Raw genomic sequence first — 17,297 nt, 5'->3', positions numbered from 1 at the left:
TTCTTCAACAACTTCAACCACTTGCGCTTGCGATCTCTCGTAAGCGGGAGGCGAATTCTACAGCGTTACACGCTGCTGTCAACACCTCTTTTTCAACTTCCTTTTGGCTTCGATGAACTGAAGCAACCCGCTGTCGAAAACCACATAACTCATTGTTTGCCAAGGAGTTTTCCGTTTCGACTGCGCCGGAAGTGGGGCGAATTATAGACAGATATAATTCGCCGTCAACTCTTAATTCCGCTTTTCTATCAATAAGTTAGCTTCGGTTAAAAAACAACCAGCCCTCCACTGGGCTTCTATCTATATAGAAGGAAAAGCTTAAATAACACCTGCTTCCTTCAATGCAGCCACATGAGCAGCTCCCAGCCCCAGAACGCCTTGCAGCACCTGAAGCGTGTGCTCGCCCAGTAGAGGAGGCGCACTCCGGTACTCTACAGGCGTCTTGGATAAGCGTATCGGGCTCGCAACCTGAGGCACCATCCCCGCCAATGCATGAGGCAACTCTACCGCCAAGCCACGCGCCTTGACCTGAGGATCGGAAAACACCTGCGCCAGATCATTAATCGGCCCACACGGCACGCCCACTCGCTCCAGCTGCGACACCCACTCAGCGGTAGTCTTGAAGACCGTCGCTTGGCGAATCAAGGGAATCAGCTCCGCGCGATTAGCCACCCGTGCGCGATTGGTGGCGAAACGCACGTCATCCGCCCATTGTGGTTGCCCCGCGACTTCAGCGAATTTACGGAACTGCCCGTCATTGCCTACGGTGAGAATGAAATCTCCATCGGCCGTAGGAAAATCCTGATAAGGCACGATATTAGGGTGAGCATTCCCTAGGCGCTTCGGCGGCGCCCCGGTTGTCAGGTAATTCATCGCCTGATTCGCCAGGCAAGCCACCTGCACATCCAGCAACGCCATGTCGATATGCTGCCCACCACCATCGTGATCGCGATGAGCTAGCGCAGCCAAAATCGCCACGGTCGAATAGAGACCAGTCAAGATATCGGTCAAGGCTACGCCAACCTTTACCGGCCCGGCGCCCTCATCCCCTTCAGGCCGTCCCGTCAGGCTCATGAGCCCACCCAAACCTTGGATCATGAAGTCGTAACCGGCGCGCATCGCATAGGGGCCCGTCTGGCCAAACCCCGTGATGGAGCAGTAAATCAGCTCCGGGTTAACCTCTTTGAGGGACTCGTAGTCCAGCCCATACGCCGCAAGGCCGCCCACCTTGAAGTTTTCGATCAGGATGTCCGACTTGGCAGCCAGGTCGCGTACCAGTTTCTGGCCTTCTGGTCGGGTAAAGTCGATGGTCACCGACTCTTTATTACGGTTGGCCGACAGGTAGTACGCCGCCTCACTGGTGTTCTCGCCATCCGCATCCTTAAGGAAGGGAGGACCCCAAGCGCGCGTGTCGTCGCCGCTGCCCGGCCTTTCGACTTTGATCACCTCGGCCCCAAGGTCTGCAAGAATCTGCCCGGACCAAGGGCCCGCGAGTACTCGCGACAAATCCAGCACTCGCAGATGCGAAAGCGCGCCCATACCCATGCTCCTATTAATAGAACGCTTGAAGACCGGTTTGCGCGCGCCCCAGGATCAAGGCATGCACGTCATGGGTCCCTTCATAGGTGTTGACCACTTCCAGGTTGACCAGGTGGCGTGCTACCCCGAACTCGTCAGAGATGCCGTTACCGCCCAGCATGTCCCGGGCCATGCGCGCGATGTCCAATGACTTGCCACACGAGTTACGCTTCATGATCGAAGTGATCTCCACCGCCGCCGTACCCTCATCCTTCATCCGCCCCAGGCGCAGGCAACCTTGCAGGGCCAAGGTAATCTCGGTCTGCATGTCTGCCAGCTTCTTCTGGATCAGCTGAGTGGCAGCCAATGGGCGACCAAACTGCTGGCGATCGAGTGTGTACTGGCGCGCGGTATGCCAGCAGAACTCAGCAGCCCCCAGCGCACCCCAGGAGATCCCGTACCGTGCCGAGTTAAGGCAGGTAAACGGCCCTTTCAAACCACGTACATCCGGGAAGATATTTTCTTCCGGCACAAATACGTTATCCATGACGATTTCACCGGTAATGGAAGCCCGCAACCCCACCTTGCCGTGGATAGCCGGAGCGCTCAGACCTTTCCAGCCTTTTTCCAGGACAAAGCCACGGATATCTCCCGCATCGTCTTTACCCCACACCACAAACACATCCGCAATCGGACTGTTGGTGATCCACATCTTCGCGCCGGTCAGGCTGTAGCCGCCATCCACTTTGCGTGCACGGGTAATCATCGCGCCCGGATCGGAACCATGGTTGGGCTCGGTCAGCCCAAAGCAACCGATCCATTCACCAGAGGCCAGTTTGGGCAAATACTTTTGTTTTTGCGCCTCGGTACCAAACTCATTGATCGGCACCATGACCAGGGAAGACTGCACACTCATCATCGAGCGATAGCCGGAGTCGACACGCTCGACCTCACGAGCAATCAAACCGTAGCTGACGTAGTTCAACCCGCTGCCGCCGTATTGCTCGGGGATCATTGCCCCCAGCAAACCGGTTTCGCCCATCTCACGGAAAATAGCGGGGTCTGTCTTTTCATGGCGGAAGGCTTCGAGCACACGAGGAGCCAGCTTGTCCTGCGCAAATTGCTCGGCGCTGTCACGCACCATGCGCTCTTCTTCGGTGAGCTGTTGATCCAGCAGCAGTGGATCGATCCAGTTGAAGCTTGCCTTGCCAGCCATGAATAAGTCCTCGCGAAAAAATCAGAAGTCGTGGATCCAGACTAGGCGCGGTCAGCGCAGAGGGCAAACGAGGTTTTTGCATAGGCTTGTGCTAATTTCTCACTTCGTAACACTCAAAAAGCCCATAAATGCGCTTTATCTGTGAGGGCAATGTACATGCGCCGGAAAATCCCCAGTACCACCGCACTCATCAGCTTTGAGGCAGCAGCCCGCCATGAGAGCTTCACCAAGGCAGCAATGGAGCTTTCCATCACCCAAGGCGCGATTTGCCGACAGATCGCCAGCCTGGAGGAGTTTTTGAGTGTCGAGCTGTTTCGCCGCTCACGCCGCGGCGTGAAGCTGACGGAGGCGGGGCTGTCTTATAGCCGTAGGGTTGCAACACAGCTGGACGCCGTGGAGCGCGACACCTTGTCGGTAATGGGCCAGCAAGGCGCCAATGTGATCGAACTGGCGGTGGTGCCCACCTTCGGCACGCAGTGGCTGATCCCACGCCTGAAGGACTTTCAACATCAGCACCCGGAAGTCACGGTGAACCTGACGAACCGCACACGCCCCTTCCTGTTCGCCGATACCGAGTTCGATGCGGCGATCTACTTCGGAGATGCCGATTGGTCGGGTACGCAATCCCACAGGCTGATGGGCGAAAACCCAGTACCGGTCTGCAGCCCGCGCTTACTCGGCGACCGCACGCACTTCACCCCTCAACAGATCGCCGAGCTGCCACTGCTGCAGCAGACCACACGCCCCTACGCCTGGCGCCAATGGTTCAACGCCCAACAACTGAGCATCCCTCGCGACATGACAGGCCCTCGATACGAGCTATTCTCGATGCTGTCTCAAGCGGCCATGCATGACATGGGCATCGCACTGATCCCTCCTTTCCTCATCCAGCAGGAGCTGAAGGAGCAACAATTGGTAATCGCCAGCACTGAAGCACTGACCAGCGAAAAGGCTTATTACCTGATGATTCCTGACAGAAAGGTCGAATCTGCCTCTCTGCATGCATTCAGGGACTGGCTGGTCGACCAGTCAAGACGCTACAACCCAAGTAAATGAAGGACAAAGCGCAATTATTGACTTTGTAGTCAAATAAATTAAGAGCCTACAGATGTACGTATATGTCGCATTTAAACAGGCTGTACTTGTCAGCCAAAAATAAGGCTAAAAGCCATGTATTTCATGGCTCGTAGCGACTCTTACCGGTCAATGCACGACTATTCACACTGGCAATGGAAAAACGGACCGAAAACGCCTGAACGCCTTTAAAGACCTGTATTTAAAGAGGTTATTTCAGCCTGTTGCGACAATCAGTCACAGGGTGACTTGTAGTTAATTTTTCGTCACCCGTCATAATCCCTTGATGGCCGTAAAGTTCGCCTGCAAAATGCCGCGCCCCGCTGTCATTTCAGCGGGATCGTGCTGATCGGCCGCCCCAGTTGCGCCACTCGCGGTGCACTGGCCTTTTTACAAAAAGATCAAAAGCAAAAAGATCATGCAGGAGATTTGACGTGCACATTGGTGTTCCTCTCGAAACCCAGACCGGTGAAACGCGGGTGGCTGCCACCCCGGAAACCATCAAGAAGCTGATCGGCCAGGGCCATAAGGTCACTGTACAAAGCGGCGCAGGCATCAATGCCAGCATCGTCGACAGTGCCTATGAAACGGCAGGCGCTACCATTGGCAGCGCCAACGACGCATTTGGCGCCGAGCTGATTCTCAAAGTGGTTGCCCCCAGCGACAGCGAACTTGCGCTGATCAAAAGTGGCACCGTATTGGTGGGCATGCTCAATCCGTTCAGCAACGAAACCATCGCCAAGCTCGCCGAGCGCGGCATCACCGCCTTCGCCCTGGAAGCCGCGCCGCGCACGTCACGCGCTCAAAGCCTTGATGTGCTGTCTTCGCAAGCCAACATCGCCGGTTACAAGGCCGTGTTGCTGGCCGCTCATCACTACCCGCGCTTCATGCCGATGCTGATGACTGCTGCCGGCACTGTAAAAGCCGCACGCGTACTGATCCTTGGCGCCGGTGTGGCGGGCCTGCAAGCCATCGCCACGGCCAAGCGCCTGGGCGCGGTGATCGAAGCGTCCGACGTACGCCCGGCGGTTAAGGAGCAGATCGAATCCCTGGGCGCCAAGTTTGTCGACGTTCCCTACGAAACCGATGAAGAGCGTGAATGCGCCGTCGGTGTCGGGGGCTACGCACGCCCGATGCCCACCAGTTGGATGCAACGCCAGGCCCTGGCCGTGCACGAACGCGCCAAACAGGCCGATATCGTCATCACCACCGCCCTCATCCCGGGCCGCAAGGCGCCGACCCTGCTCAGCGCCGATACCGTGGCGCAGATGAAACCCGGCTCGGTGGTCATCGACCTCGCCGCTGCCCAGGGTGGCAACTGCCCGCTGACCGTGGCCGACCAGGTCGTGGTGGAAAACGGCGTGATCATCTGCGGCCCGACCAACCTGGCGGGCGCTGTCGCCGCCGATGCGTCGGCCTTGTATGCGCGCAACCTGCTGGACTTCCTGAAGCTGGTTTTCACCAAGGAAGGGCAGTTTGAAATCAACCTCGAAGACGACATCGTCGCCGCGTGCCTGATGTGCCGCGACGGCCAAGTCATCCGCAAAAACGCCTAAGCAGGGATTCAGACGATGGAAGAGCTTATCTCCCCCGGTATCTACAACCTGATCATCTTTGTGCTGGCGATTTATGTCGGTTATCACGTGGTCTGGAACGTAACACCCGCATTGCACACGCCGCTGATGGCCGTGACCAACGCCATTTCCGCGATTGTCATCGTCGGCGCCATGCTGGCTGCCGCGCTGACCGTCACCCCGTTGGGCAAGACCATGGGCACACTGGCCGTGGCCCTGGCGGCGGTAAATGTCTTCGGTGGCTTCCTGGTCACCCGCAGAATGCTTGAAATGTTCAAGAAGAAAGCCCCGAAAGTAAAAGAAGAGGCGCCCAAGTAATGAGCATGAATCTCGTGACGACGCTCTACCTGATCGCGTCGATCTGTTTCATCCAGGCCCTCAAAGGCCTCTCGCACCCGACCACTTCGCGGCGCGGCAACCTGTTCGGCATGCTCGGCATGGCGCTGGCGGTACTCACTACCGTCGGCCTCATCTATAAGCTGGGGGCTGAACTGGCGACTGCCGGTATCGGCTACGTCATCGTTGGCCTATTGGTTGGCGGTACCGCCGGCTCGATCATGGCCAAGCGTGTTGAAATGACCAAGATGCCCGAGCTGGTCGCCTTCATGCACAGCATGATCGGCCTGGCAGCGGTGTTCATCGCCATTGCCGCCGTGGTCGAGCCGCAGTCCCTGGGTATCGTCAAGCACTTGGGCGATTCGATACCGGCCGGTAACCGCCTGGAACTGTTCCTCGGTGCCGCTATCGGTGCAATCACCTTCTCCGGCTCGGTGATCGCATTCGGCAAGCTGTCGGGCAAGTACAAGTTCCGCCTGTTCCAGGGCGCACCGGTACAGTTCGGCGGCCAACACAAACTGAACCTGGTACTCGGCCTGGCAACCCTGGGCCTGGGCCTGGCGTTCATGTTCACCGGCAATCTCAGCGCATTTGCACTGATGCTGGCCTTGGCCTTCGTGCTGGGTGTGCTGATCATCATCCCGATTGGCGGCGCCGACATGCCCGTGGTGGTGTCGATGCTCAACAGCTATTCCGGCTGGGCAGCGGCGGGCATCGGTTTCTCGCTGAACAACTCGATGCTGATCATCGCCGGTTCCCTGGTGGGCTCCAGCGGCGCGATCCTGTCGTACATCATGTGCAAGGCGATGAACCGCTCCTTCTTTAATGTGCTGTTGGGCGGTTTCGGCAATGCGCCGGATGCTGGCGCTGCGACGGGCTCCAAAGAAGCACGCCCGGTGAAGTCCGGCTCCGCTGATGACGCCACCTTCCTGCTGACCAACGCGGACACCGTGATTATCGTCCCAGGCTACGGCCTTGCGGTCGCGCGGGCACAACACGCGCTCAAGGAACTGACTGAGAAGCTGACCCACCACGGCGTCACCGTAAAGTACGCGATCCACCCGGTGGCGGGCCGTATGCCGGGGCACATGAACGTATTGCTGGCCGAGGCCGAAGTGCCTTACGACCAGGTGTTCGAGATGGAAGACATCAACTCCGAGTTCGGCCAGGCCGACGTGGTGCTGGTATTGGGCGCCAACGACGTGGTCAACCCGGCCGCCAAGAACGACCCGAACTCACCCATCGCCGGCATGCCGATCCTCGAGGCGTTCAAGGCCAAGACCATCATCGTCAACAAGCGCTCGATGGCCAGCGGCTATGCGGGCCTGGATAACGAGTTGTTCTACCTGGACAAGACCATGATGGTGTTCGGTGATGCCAAGAAGGTCATCGAAGACATGGTCAAAGCCGTCGAATAACACTGCGCCAGCGCAATACCCGAAACCCTGGCCTCACGTAGGCTGGGGTTTTTTTATGGTTCCCCCGTTCTGCGTGGGAACGGGGTGTTCCGCGTCCCGCTTTGCACACACATGAAACCCGACCAAAGGCTCTAAATCGTGACCTGGCATTCGACCATGGTAGCGGGCCGAAACTTTTTGAAATCACTACACTGCCCACCTTGCTTTCCGTAGCCAGAGATAACAATTCATGTACCGTGATCGTATCCGCTTGCCTTCGTTGTTGAACAAGGTCATGAGCGCGGCAGACGCCGCTGCACTGATCGAGGACGGCATGACCGTCGGCATGAGCGGCTTCACCCGTGCCGGTGAAGCCAAGGCCGTCCCCCACGCCCTGGCCGAACGCGCCAAGACTTCGCCGCTCAAAATCACGCTGATGACCGGCGCCAGCCTGGGCAATGACCTGGACAAGCAGTTGACCGAAGCCGGCGTACTGTCACGACGCATGCCCTTTCAAGTCGACAGCACCCTGCGCAAGGCGATCAATGCCGGCGAGGTGATGTTTATCGACCAGCACCTGTCGGAAACCGTCGAGCAACTGCGCAACAATCAGCTCAAATTGCCCGACATCGCCGTGATCGAAGCCGTCGCGATCACTGAGCGGGGCCATATCGTGCCCACTACCTCCGTAGGCAACTCGGCCAGCTTCGCGATTTTCGCCAAACAGGTGATCGTCGAGATCAACCTGGCGCACAATCCGAACCTGGAAGGGCTGCACGACATCTACATCCCGACCTACCGGCCGACGCGCACGCCGATCCCGCTGGTGAAAGTCGACGACCGTATCGGCAGCACCGCGATTCCGATCCCGCCCGAGAAAATCGTCGCCATCGTCATCACCAACCAGGCGGACTCCGCCTCCACGGTAACGCCGCCTGACAGCGACACCCAAGGCATCGCCAATCACCTGATCAACTTCCTCAAGCAAGAAGTCGATGCCGGGCGCATGACCAACAAACTCGGCCCGCTGCAAGCCGGCATCGGCAATATTGCCAACGCAGTGATGTGCGGATTGATCGAGTCGCCGTTCGAAGACCTGACCATGTACTCGGAAGTGTTGCAGGATTCGACCTTTGACCTGATCGATGCCGGCAAGCTGAGCTTTGCCTCCGGCAGTTCGATTACCTTGTCGGAGCGGCGTAATGCCGATGTGTTCGGCAACCTGGAGCACTACAAAGACAAATTGGTGCTGCGCCCGCAGGAAATTTCCAACCACCCTGAAGTGGTACGCCGCCTGGGCATCATCGGCATCAATACCGCGCTGGAGTTCGATATCTACGGCAACGTCAACTCCACCCATGTCTGCGGCACGCGGATGATGAACGGCATCGGTGGCTCCGGGGATTTCGCCCGCAATGCGCACCTGGCGATCTTCGTTACCAAGTCCATTGCCAAAGGCGGCGCGATTTCCAGCGTGGTACCGATGGTCAGCCATGTGGACCACACCGAACATGACGTGGACATTCTCGTCACCGAAGTAGGCCTTGCCGATCTGCGGGGCCTGGCGCCACGGGAGCGCGCCCGGGTCATCATCGATAACTGCGTGCATCCTGCCTATCGCGATGCGCTCAACACTTACTTCGATGCGGCCTGCGCCATCGGCGGGCATACGCCGCACATCCTGCGCGAAGCACTGAGTTGGCACATCAATCTGGAAGAAACCGGGCACATGCTCAAGGCTTGATGAGTACAGATCCGGGCTGATGCAAAGACAGTTTCATCAGCTCGGTGAACCCACACACGCTTATGGAAAAAACTGTACTGCTGTACTGGTCATTTCCCACCGAAATATCCCACACCCATGCTCAAAAATAGCAATTTCGCACCCTTTAAGTGCGCACAGGTACAGTTGCCCCAATTTCGTACCGTACAGCCTCGTTAAACAGTTAACTGGCCTCTCACAATACAGGTGAACTGTATCTAGAGAGTCTTGCCTCGGAAGAGGATCATTGGCATCAGTTAAACCACTACCTAATCCCGCCACAAGCGGAAGGATGTCATCATGGAACGTACACTCAGTTCCGAACTGTTCTTCGAAGAAAAAGCTGTAAACACCCAGGCTTCCCTGCCTTTGCGCGTTCTCGCCAACCTGATGTTGTGGCAGCGCCGCATCTCCAGCCGCCACCAACTGGCTCGCCTGGATTCGCGTCTGCTGGCTGACGCCGGTATCAGCGAAGCTCAACGCTACGAAGAGCTGAGCAAGCCGTTCTGGCGCTAAGTGGCGCCCGCTGGCCCTGACGCCAGCACCCTGATTTGTCAAAGCAAAGCCCGCCCCGGGTAACCGGAGGCGGGCTTTGTTGTATCTGCGGCAGCGCATTGGAATGGCTCAATCCAAACCTACAGATACAGTTTAAAATTGGCAAAATATGACAGGTACAGTTTAATTGCAGGCTTCCGAATAGCCCGGCACACGCCTAATATCCACTCACCACGTGGCGAACCCTGTAGAGCGTGCGTCTGATGCTCGACAGTCCCAGTCCGTTTCATTGTGGCCGTTTCGCGCCACCTTATTATTCGTCTACAGGAGTTACCCCATGTCCCGTCTTCGCCTGCTGTGCACTGCCGCTGTGCTGACCCTGGCTGCCAATGCCAACGCGAGCAGCCTGATCATGACGACCGACTCGATCGTCGGCGCTCTGAAGGCAACCTCCGATGCCACGTCTGATGCCACTTCATCCCTGCGCGACAACAAGGTCGTACAAGCCGCCCGAGATGACGCCGCCAGCTTTGTCGCCAGCGAAGGCGCCATCCGTGGCGTGAAACTGGAAAGCGCCCTGGCCCAGATCCGTCAACAAGCGCCGCAATTGAATACCGCTACCGATGCACAGCTGGCACAGGCCATCCTGGCTATCTGATCCACGGCAACCAGAGGGGAGCGCCCGCCGCTCCCGTCTGGCTCGGTGCTGGCTCTCGCCCGGCCGTTGCGCTAGCCTTGGCGCTCGCTTTCAGTTGTCGAGTCCCATGGCTTTTTCATACCGTTTATTGATTGTTCCTGCACTGTTTTGCGCCTGCTGGTCACCCCTGGCTTCAGCGTTGGATGTGTCCACCCAGAGCACGGTTGTCAGCGTGTATGCCACCAGCAAAGTGACCTCTGCGCCGTTCGACAATAAGTTGGTCATGGCCGCTCGGGATGATGCTGCCGCTTTCATTGCCACTGACGGCCAATGGCGGGGCGCACGCCTGGAGTCCGCGCTGGACTATCTACGCCGTACCCAGCCAAAACTTCATGCAAGCGACCTTGAACTGGCGCAAGCAATTCTCGTCCAATAATCATCATTGTATTTCTATCTTTGTCATTGGAGTCACCCCATGCGTAGCCCGCTGATCGTCGCCGCCCTCGGCCTGCTGTTTTTGGCCGATGTCGCCCAGGCGCAAACCTTGAAGGCCACCAGCAACATCGTCGTGCGAGCCTCGGCGCGCACCATTGATTTCACCTCGGACACCACCACCTCCATCCGCGACTCCAAGATCGTGCGCGAAGCCCACGATGACGCCGCCAGTTTCGTCGCCACCAATGGCGAGATCCGTGGCGCCCAGCTGGAAGCCGCGTTCGATACCCTTCGCACCCGCGTGCCAGAAGCCCGTGATGCCAGCGACCAGACCCTCGCCGAAGCTATCCTCGCTCTGTGAGGCGTCTCAAAACCTGGCTCCTGGCCGGGGCCGTGCTGCTGTGTGCAAGTACAGCCCAGGCCGGCCTGCAACTGCGGCTCAAGACCCAAGGCTTGAGCCCGGCCGAACAGCAGGCCAGCCAGGCATTGCTCGATGAAGCACTGCGTTCCTTGCCGCCGCGCTTTGTCGAGCAGCTGGATCGACGTATCGATGTCGGCTGGACCGACAAGATGCCTGAAAACGCCTACGGCCAGGCATCCCTGGTGTCCGAGCTGGACCTCAACCAGAACCTGCTCGCCAGCCTGACTGACGGCAGCGCCGCCACCCAGAAAACCAATCGCCCCCACGGTACTGTGCGCCGGGAAATGCTCGCCACCGTGCTGCATGAACTGACCCACATCTATGACCGTGCGCGCCTGTGGTCCCAGGACGAGCGCACGCTGATCCAGCGCTGCAGCCGCCAGAACAACATCACCGGCTTGATCGGCTTGCCCGACCAGTGCCGTGGCCAGAACGACCGCCGCTTTACCCTCAGTGACGACCCGCGCCTGCTGGACCTCGCCGGCTGGCCACAATATGTCGGTCGCCGCGGCGAGCGTGAGCAGCACAACCATCAGGTGGTACGCAGCCCGGACATCTACGAAACCACCAGCCCGCTGGAATTCGTAGCAGTCAACATGGAGTACTTCCTCCTGGACCCCAGCTACGCCTGTCGCCGCCCCGCGCTGTTCCGTTATTACAAGGATCACTTCGGCTGGGCACCGCCCGGACAGGACACCTGCGCCAGCACCTATGCCTTCCTGAACGCGGGCAACGATTTCGCCAAGACGCCCTTGGGCCAGATCGATCCGGAACGCGTGTATGAAATCGACTATCTGCTTGCCGAAGCCAACCAGAACCTGGTGAGCCGTTGGGGCCATAGCATGTTGCGCCTGGTGATTTGCGCTCCAGGCCGCCCGCGTGGCCCGGATTGCCGGCTGGATCTGGACCGGCATCTGGTGCTGTCTTACCGAGCCTTCGTCGGTGACGTCCAGCTGTCGAGCTGGGATGGCCTGGTGGGCAAATACCCGTCGCGGCTGTTCGTACTGCCGCTGGCCCAGGTCATTGATGAGTACACCAAAACCGAACTGCGTGGCCTGGCGTCGGTGCCGCTGAAGCTCAGCCGCCAGGAAATCAACGACACCGTCGAACATGCGGCTGAGATGCACTGGAGCTATGACGGCAACTACTTCTTTATCTCCAACAACTGTGCGGTCGAAAGCCTGAAACTGTTGCGCAGCGGCAGCGCCAACCCGCAATTGACCGGCCTGGACAACATCACCCCCAACGGTTTGCTGGAAGTGCTCAGCGCCCGCGGCCTGGCCGATACCAGCGTATTGAATGACAAGCGCGAGGCACTGCGGCTGGGGTATCACTTCGACTCGTTCCGCGAGCGCTACCAGGCCATGTTCGATGTGCTGCGCAAGCAACTGCCGATCAAGCAGACCCAAGTCGAAGACTGGTTGTCCCTGGATGCGCAAGCGCGTCGCCAATGGTTCAGCCAGGCCGACCTGCGTACCAGCGCCGCGCTGTTGCTGCTGGAGCAGGCCAGCTATCGCAAACAACTGATGCTCGCCCAGGATGAGGTCAAACAACGCTATCTCAATGCCCGCGAGCTGAAATACGGCGGCATGGAGAAAGCCAACAACACGCTGCAGCAAATTCTCGCCAACAGCGGCTTCCTGAGTCGCCCGGCCGAGTTGCTGGACAGTGGGGGTTATGGCCTGCCGCAACCTTCGGAAGCCAAGCGCCTGGAATCGGAGAGCGCCGAACGCCAGAAGCAGTTGCAGTCGTTGACCGGCGAGCTGGATAAAGAGGTGAGGGCGCTGCTCGATCCATCCCGCGCCGCCGAGATTGCCGCCTGTGAAGCCAACCTCAAACAAGTAGGTGAACACCTACGAGCGCTGCATAAAGCCGCCGGTGGCCTCGAGCTGCCCTGAACACCACTGTGTAAGCTGGCTTACCCTTGTAGGAGCGAGCTTGCTCGCGAAAAACTAACAGGCGCCGCGTTTCTATAGGAAGCGCGCGTTAACGTTGACGTTTTTCGCGAGCAAGCTCGCTCCTACAAAAGCAAGCCAGCCACATTTTGTTCTGCGTCAACCTGAAGAACGAGTGCCTGCCCTTCATCAGCTGTTTTCTCAGCGAAAGCTGGCTGAAAGCTTCCCCGTCTAGGATCGCCCTCACTGCCGGCAACAGACCGGCTGTTAACAACAACAATGGTGATTCCCGATGTCCGCTCGTACCCGCCTGTTCGCTCCAACTCCACCCGTACGCCTCGTGCCTTTCGTTCTGCGCTGACCGCCACTCGGTCCGCCATTCCCTAGCCGCGCTACGCCTGGAGTATTCCTATGCTGACTTTCCTTGGCTTTGCCATGGTCATCACGTTCATGTTCCTGATCATGACCAAGCGCCTGTCCGCGCTGATCGCCTTGATCATCGTGCCGATCCTGTTCGCGCTGTTCGGCGGTTTCGCACCGAAGATCGGCCCGATGATGCTCGAAGGCATCACCAAGCTTGCGCCGACCGGCGTGATGCTGATGTTCGCCATTCTCTATTTTGCCTTGATGATCGACTCCGGCCTGTTCGACCCGGCCGTGCGCAAGATCCTCAAGATGGTCAAGGGCGACCCGCTCAAGGTGTCGGTCGGCACCGCGGTACTGGCCCTGGTGGTATCCCTGGACGGTGACGGTGCCACCACCTACATGATCTGCGTCGCGGCCATGCTGCCGCTGTACCAGCGCATCGGCATGAGCCCAAGGATCATGGCCGGCCTGATCATTCTCGCCGGTGGCGTCATGAACATGACCCCCTGGGGCGGCCCGACGGCACGCGCCGCCAGTGCGCTGCATGTAGACCCGTCGGACATCTTCGTACCTATGATCCCGGCCATGGCCGCCGGTGTGGTGGCGATCCTGGTGATTGCCTACATGTACGGCAAGCGCGAACGTGCGCGCCTGGGTGAATTGCACCTGCAGGGCGACGAGATCGACCACAGCGAAATCAGCGTGTCGCAATTCCCCGACGCTCGCCGTCCGAAACTGATCTGGTTCAACGGCGCCCTGACCCTGGCGTTGATGTGCACCCTGATTGCCGGCCTATTGCCGCTGCCGGTGCTGTTCATGGTGGCGTTCAGTATCGCCATGATAGTCAACTACCCGTGCCTGCAGCAGCAGAAAGACCGCGTCGCGGCTCACGCCGGTAGCGTATTGGCGGTGGTGGGCTTGATCTTCGCCGCCGGTATCTTCACAGGCATCCTGTCGGGCACCGGCATGGTCGACGCCATGTCCAAAAGCCTGTTGGCGGTCATCCCAGAAGCGATGGGCCCTTACCTGGCGGTGATCACCGCGCTGGTGAGCATGCCGTTCACCTTCTTCATGTCCAACGATGCGTTCTACTACGGCGTACTACCGGTACTGGCCGAAGCTGCCAGCCATTACGGCATCACCGCGGTGGAAATGGCGCGGGCGTCGATCGTCGGGCAACCCGTGCATTTGCTCAGCCCACTGGTACCCTCGACGTACTTGCTGGTTGCCCTGGCGGGTATCGAATTCGGCGATCACCAGCGCTTCACGCTCAAGTGGGCAGTGCTGGTGTGCCTGTGCATAATGTTCGCCGCACTGCTGATGGGGATTTTTCCGCTGTTCAGCACTCTATAATCGTACCGACTCACTCACCGCGCGGCGCTACAGCTTGCGCGGTTAACACTTGCTCAAAGGAATACACATGGAATGGCTGACCAATCCGGAAATCTGGATTGCCTTCTTCACCCTGACGGCCCTTGAGATCGTCCTGGGCATCGATAACATCATCATGATTTCGATCCTGGTCAGCCGCATGCCCAAGCATATGCAGGCACGCACTCGGATCTTCGGCTTGGCGTTGGCCATGGTCACGCGCATCCTGTTGCTGCTGTCGATCACCTGGGTCATGCAACTGACCGCCGACCTGTTCGTGGTGTTTGGCCAGGGCATCTCCGGTCGTGACCTGATCCTGTTCTTCGGTGGTCTGTTCCTGCTGTGGAAAAGCTCCCAGGAGATGTACCACGCGCTGGAGGGTGAAGATGAAACCCAAGACGAGCCCAAAGGCGCCGGTGGCAAGTTCATCTACACCATTATCCAGATCGCCATCATCGACATCGTGTTCTCCCTGGACTCGGTGATTACCGCCGTCGGCATGGTTTCCCACGTGCCGGTGATGGTTGCCGCCATCGTCGTTGCGGTATTGGTGATGATGCTGGCTGCCGGCACTATCAGCGAGTTCATCGACAAGCACCCGTCGCTGAAAATGCTGGCGCTGTCGTTCCTGCTGGTAGTGGGTACCGTGCTGATCGCTGAATCCTTCGACGTACACGTGCCAAAAGGCTACGTCTACTTCGCCATGGCGTTCTCGCTGGCGGTGGAAGCGGTGAACATCAAGATGCGTACCGCCATCGCGAAAAAGAAGAAACAGCAGGACCCGGTGAAACTGCGCAAGGACATTCCGGGTCAGTAAATTTGACCCGCGAGTGATCGTTCCCACGCTCCGCGTGGGAATGCCCTCTCGGACGCTCCGCGTCCGCAAAGTGACGCAGAGCGTCACAGGATGCGTTCCCACGCCGAGCGTGGGGAACGATCTTCATGACAGTTTTGTTTCAATCCCGAGTTTAGCTATGCGATGCTGGCGCAGAGCCCATTCGCCAACTACAGCTTAGGTACAAGACGTAGAGCGGCACGCGGTAACTTTCCTTCGCTCCTGCTGGAGCGCACCCACACGGGGGGCCGAGCATGCTGACCTTGCTCAATCTGCTTTCCGCCGTGACCCTGCTTATCTGGGGCACGCATATCGTCCGAACCGGCATCCTGCGGGTCTACGGTTCCAATTTGCGCCAAGTAATCGGGCAGAACATGTCCAAGCGCTGGCTGGCATTTGTCGCCGGTATCCTGGTGACGGCCATGGTGCAAAGCAGTAACGCCACCGCGATGCTGGTGACTTCGTTCGTCGGCCAGGGGCTGATGAGCCTCACGCCGGCCTTGGCCACCATGCTTGGCGCCGACGTCGGTACGGCCTTGATGGCGCGGGTGCTGACGTTCGATTTGTCCTGGCTGTCGCCGCTGCTGATATTCCTCGGGGTGATTTTCTTCCTGTCGCGCAAGCAGACGCGGGCAGGGCAGTTGGGCCGGGTCGGGATCGGCCTGGGCCTGATCATCCTCGCGCTGCAATTGATCGTCGAAGCCGCCGGGCCAATTACCCATGCCCAGGGCGTCAAAGTCATCTTCGCTTCGCTGACCGGCGATATCTTGCTGGACGCCCTGGTCGGCGCGCTGTTCGCCATGATTTCCTACTCCAGCCTTGCTGCGGTGTTGCTCACGGCCACCCTGGCCGGTGCCGGCGTGATCGGCTTGCACGTGGCCATCGGCTTGGTGATCGGCGCCAACATCGGCAGCGGTGTACTGGCTTTTCTCAGCACCAGCATGCAAAACACTGCCGGTCGTCAAGTGGCCCTGGGCAGCCTGTTGTACAAATTGATCGGTCTGTTGCTGATCATTCCGGTGCTCGACCCGCTCGTAGGCTGGATGGACGGCCTGGACTACAGCGTCCAGGGCATGGTCATCACCTTCCACCTGCTCTACAACGTCAGCCGCTGCCTGATCCTGTTACCCACCATCGGGCCCATGGCACGCCTGTGCGAATGGCTGCTGCCGGAACGCCCCGAAACCAATGGCAAGGCCAAGCCACGCCATCTGGACCTGGCCTCATTGAATACCCCAAGCCTGGCCCTGGCGAACGCCGCCCGCGAAACCCTGCGCCTGGGTGACTTGATCGACAATATGCTCACTTCGATGCAGGAAGTGCTGCGCGGCAATCAAACCGCCGTTACCCAAGAAATGCGCAGCCTGAGCGATGATGTCGAAGCGCTCTACAGCGCGATCAAACTCTACCTGGCGCAAATGCCCCGTGAAGACCTGAGTGAACAGGACAACCGCCGCTGGGCCGAAATCATCGAGCTATCGATCAACTTGAAATTGGCCGGTGACCTGATCGAACGCATGCTGCGCAAAGTCCAGCAACAGAAGACTTCGCAACGCCGGCAATTTTCCGAAGTGGGCCTGGAGGAACTCAGTGGCCTGCACAGCCAGTTGATCGCCAACCTGCGCCTGGGCCTGTCGGTGTTTCTCAGCGGCGACCCGGAAAGCGCCCGCCAATTACTGCGCGAAAAGCGCCGCTTCCGCGCCCAGGAACGCCGCCTGGCCCACGCCCATGTCAGCCGCCTGCAGCGCAAGATCGTGCAGAGCCTGGAAACCAGTTCCCTGCACTTGGAACTGATTGCCGACATGAAACGCTTGAACTCGTTGTTCTGCAGCAGTGCTTATGTAGTGTTGGAAACGTCCGACACTGGCGCGCTCTCGGCTGAAAGTATTGCCGACATTACCCATTCGCCCTGAACGTACGCCCGCGAGCGAAGTCAGTAAACAGTGGACCTCATTCGCCAGGAAG

Annotated in this window: 15 protein-coding genes; 13 read left to right on the top strand and 2 right to left on the bottom strand. The window is 58.9% G+C overall.

Annotated elements, in window-relative coordinates:
- Positions 1 to 318: 318 nt before the first annotated feature.
- Both GIW79_RS09655 and GIW79_RS09650 read right to left on the bottom strand, forming a co-directional pair.
- The gene (locus tag GIW79_RS09655; protein WP_054897220.1) at positions 319 to 1,539 is read right to left on the bottom strand and encodes a CaiB/BaiF CoA transferase family protein; all 1,221 of its coding nucleotides are present in this window, start codon (positions 1,537 to 1,539) and stop codon (positions 319 to 321) included.
- Positions 1,540 to 1,552: 13 nt separating this feature from the next.
- The gene (locus GIW79_RS09650) at positions 1,553 to 2,734 is read right to left on the bottom strand and encodes an acyl-CoA dehydrogenase (RefSeq protein ID WP_003187423.1); all 1,182 of its coding nucleotides are present in this window, start codon (positions 2,732 to 2,734) and stop codon (positions 1,553 to 1,555) included.
- Positions 2,735 to 2,890: 156 nt separating this feature from the next.
- Between GIW79_RS09650 and GIW79_RS09645 the strand changes: the two genes are divergently transcribed.
- The 13 genes from GIW79_RS09645 (at position 2,891) to GIW79_RS09580 (ending at position 17,245) form a co-directional block, all read left to right on the top strand.
- The gene (locus GIW79_RS09645; RefSeq protein WP_236453083.1) at positions 2,891 to 3,790 is read left to right on the top strand and encodes a LysR family transcriptional regulator; all 900 of its coding nucleotides are present in this window, start codon (positions 2,891 to 2,893) and stop codon (positions 3,788 to 3,790) included.
- Positions 3,791 to 4,242: 452 nt separating this feature from the next.
- On the top strand, positions 4,243 to 5,364 hold the full coding sequence (locus GIW79_RS09640) for a Re/Si-specific NAD(P)(+) transhydrogenase subunit alpha (protein WP_034129252.1): 1,122 nt from the start codon (positions 4,243 to 4,245) through the stop codon (positions 5,362 to 5,364).
- Positions 5,365 to 5,379: 15 nt separating this feature from the next.
- Positions 5,380 to 5,700, top strand: coding sequence for an NAD(P) transhydrogenase subunit alpha (locus tag GIW79_RS09635; protein ID WP_003187417.1), 321 nt, complete (start codon positions 5,380 to 5,382; stop codon positions 5,698 to 5,700).
- Complete coding sequence (locus GIW79_RS09630) at positions 5,700 to 7,136, top strand: NAD(P)(+) transhydrogenase (Re/Si-specific) subunit beta (RefSeq protein ID WP_034129251.1); 1,437 nt, start codon at positions 5,700 to 5,702, stop codon at positions 7,134 to 7,136. The genes GIW79_RS09635 and GIW79_RS09630 overlap by 1 nt, the downstream gene beginning before the upstream one ends.
- 229 nt (positions 7,137 to 7,365) lie before the next feature.
- Positions 7,366 to 8,859 (top strand): acetyl-CoA hydrolase/transferase family protein, encoded by a 1,494-nt coding sequence (locus GIW79_RS09625; RefSeq protein ID WP_198791747.1) that lies wholly within the window; start codon positions 7,366 to 7,368, stop codon positions 8,857 to 8,859.
- A gap of 318 nt (positions 8,860 to 9,177) precedes the next feature.
- On the top strand, positions 9,178 to 9,393 hold the full coding sequence (locus GIW79_RS09620; protein ID WP_003187413.1) for a DUF1127 domain-containing protein: 216 nt from the start codon (positions 9,178 to 9,180) through the stop codon (positions 9,391 to 9,393).
- A 316-nt stretch (positions 9,394 to 9,709) separates the two neighbouring features.
- On the top strand, positions 9,710 to 10,030 hold the full coding sequence (locus GIW79_RS09615; protein ID WP_034136006.1) for a DUF2388 domain-containing protein: 321 nt from the start codon (positions 9,710 to 9,712) through the stop codon (positions 10,028 to 10,030).
- A 106-nt stretch (positions 10,031 to 10,136) separates the two neighbouring features.
- A complete protein-coding gene (locus GIW79_RS09605) occupies positions 10,137 to 10,445 on the top strand; it encodes a DUF2388 domain-containing protein (RefSeq protein WP_127880280.1) in 309 nt (102 codons plus the stop codon).
- 39 nt (positions 10,446 to 10,484) lie between these two features.
- Positions 10,485 to 10,805 carry a DUF2388 domain-containing protein gene (locus GIW79_RS09600; protein WP_003187408.1) on the top strand — a complete coding sequence of 107 codons (321 nt, stop codon included), beginning with the start codon at positions 10,485 to 10,487 and terminating at the stop codon, positions 10,803 to 10,805.
- On the top strand, positions 10,802 to 12,763 hold the full coding sequence (locus tag GIW79_RS09595; protein ID WP_236453081.1) for a DUF7844 domain-containing protein: 1,962 nt from the start codon (positions 10,802 to 10,804) through the stop codon (positions 12,761 to 12,763). The genes GIW79_RS09600 and GIW79_RS09595 overlap by 4 nt, the downstream gene beginning before the upstream one ends.
- A gap of 408 nt (positions 12,764 to 13,171) precedes the next feature.
- The gene (locus GIW79_RS09590; RefSeq protein WP_003187405.1) at positions 13,172 to 14,479 is read left to right on the top strand and encodes a CitMHS family transporter; all 1,308 of its coding nucleotides are present in this window, start codon (positions 13,172 to 13,174) and stop codon (positions 14,477 to 14,479) included.
- A 67-nt stretch (positions 14,480 to 14,546) separates the two neighbouring features.
- Positions 14,547 to 15,314, top strand: a complete 768-nt coding sequence (locus tag GIW79_RS09585) for a TerC family protein (RefSeq protein ID WP_003187403.1) — start codon at positions 14,547 to 14,549, stop codon at positions 15,312 to 15,314.
- A gap of 272 nt (positions 15,315 to 15,586) precedes the next feature.
- Positions 15,587 to 17,245, top strand: coding sequence for a Na/Pi cotransporter family protein (locus GIW79_RS09580; RefSeq protein ID WP_003187402.1), 1,659 nt, complete (start codon positions 15,587 to 15,589; stop codon positions 17,243 to 17,245).
- Positions 17,246 to 17,297 lie beyond the last annotated feature (52 nt).

Origin of the sequence: Pseudomonas sp. PA-7-1E (genome assembly GCF_021605325.1) — a bacterium.
Taxonomy (GTDB): Bacteria; Pseudomonadota; Gammaproteobacteria; order Pseudomonadales; family Pseudomonadaceae; genus Aquipseudomonas; species Aquipseudomonas fluorescens_BV.
The sequence above is the reverse complement of the archived record's forward strand: the minus strand, read 5'-3'. Positions and strand labels throughout refer to the sequence as shown.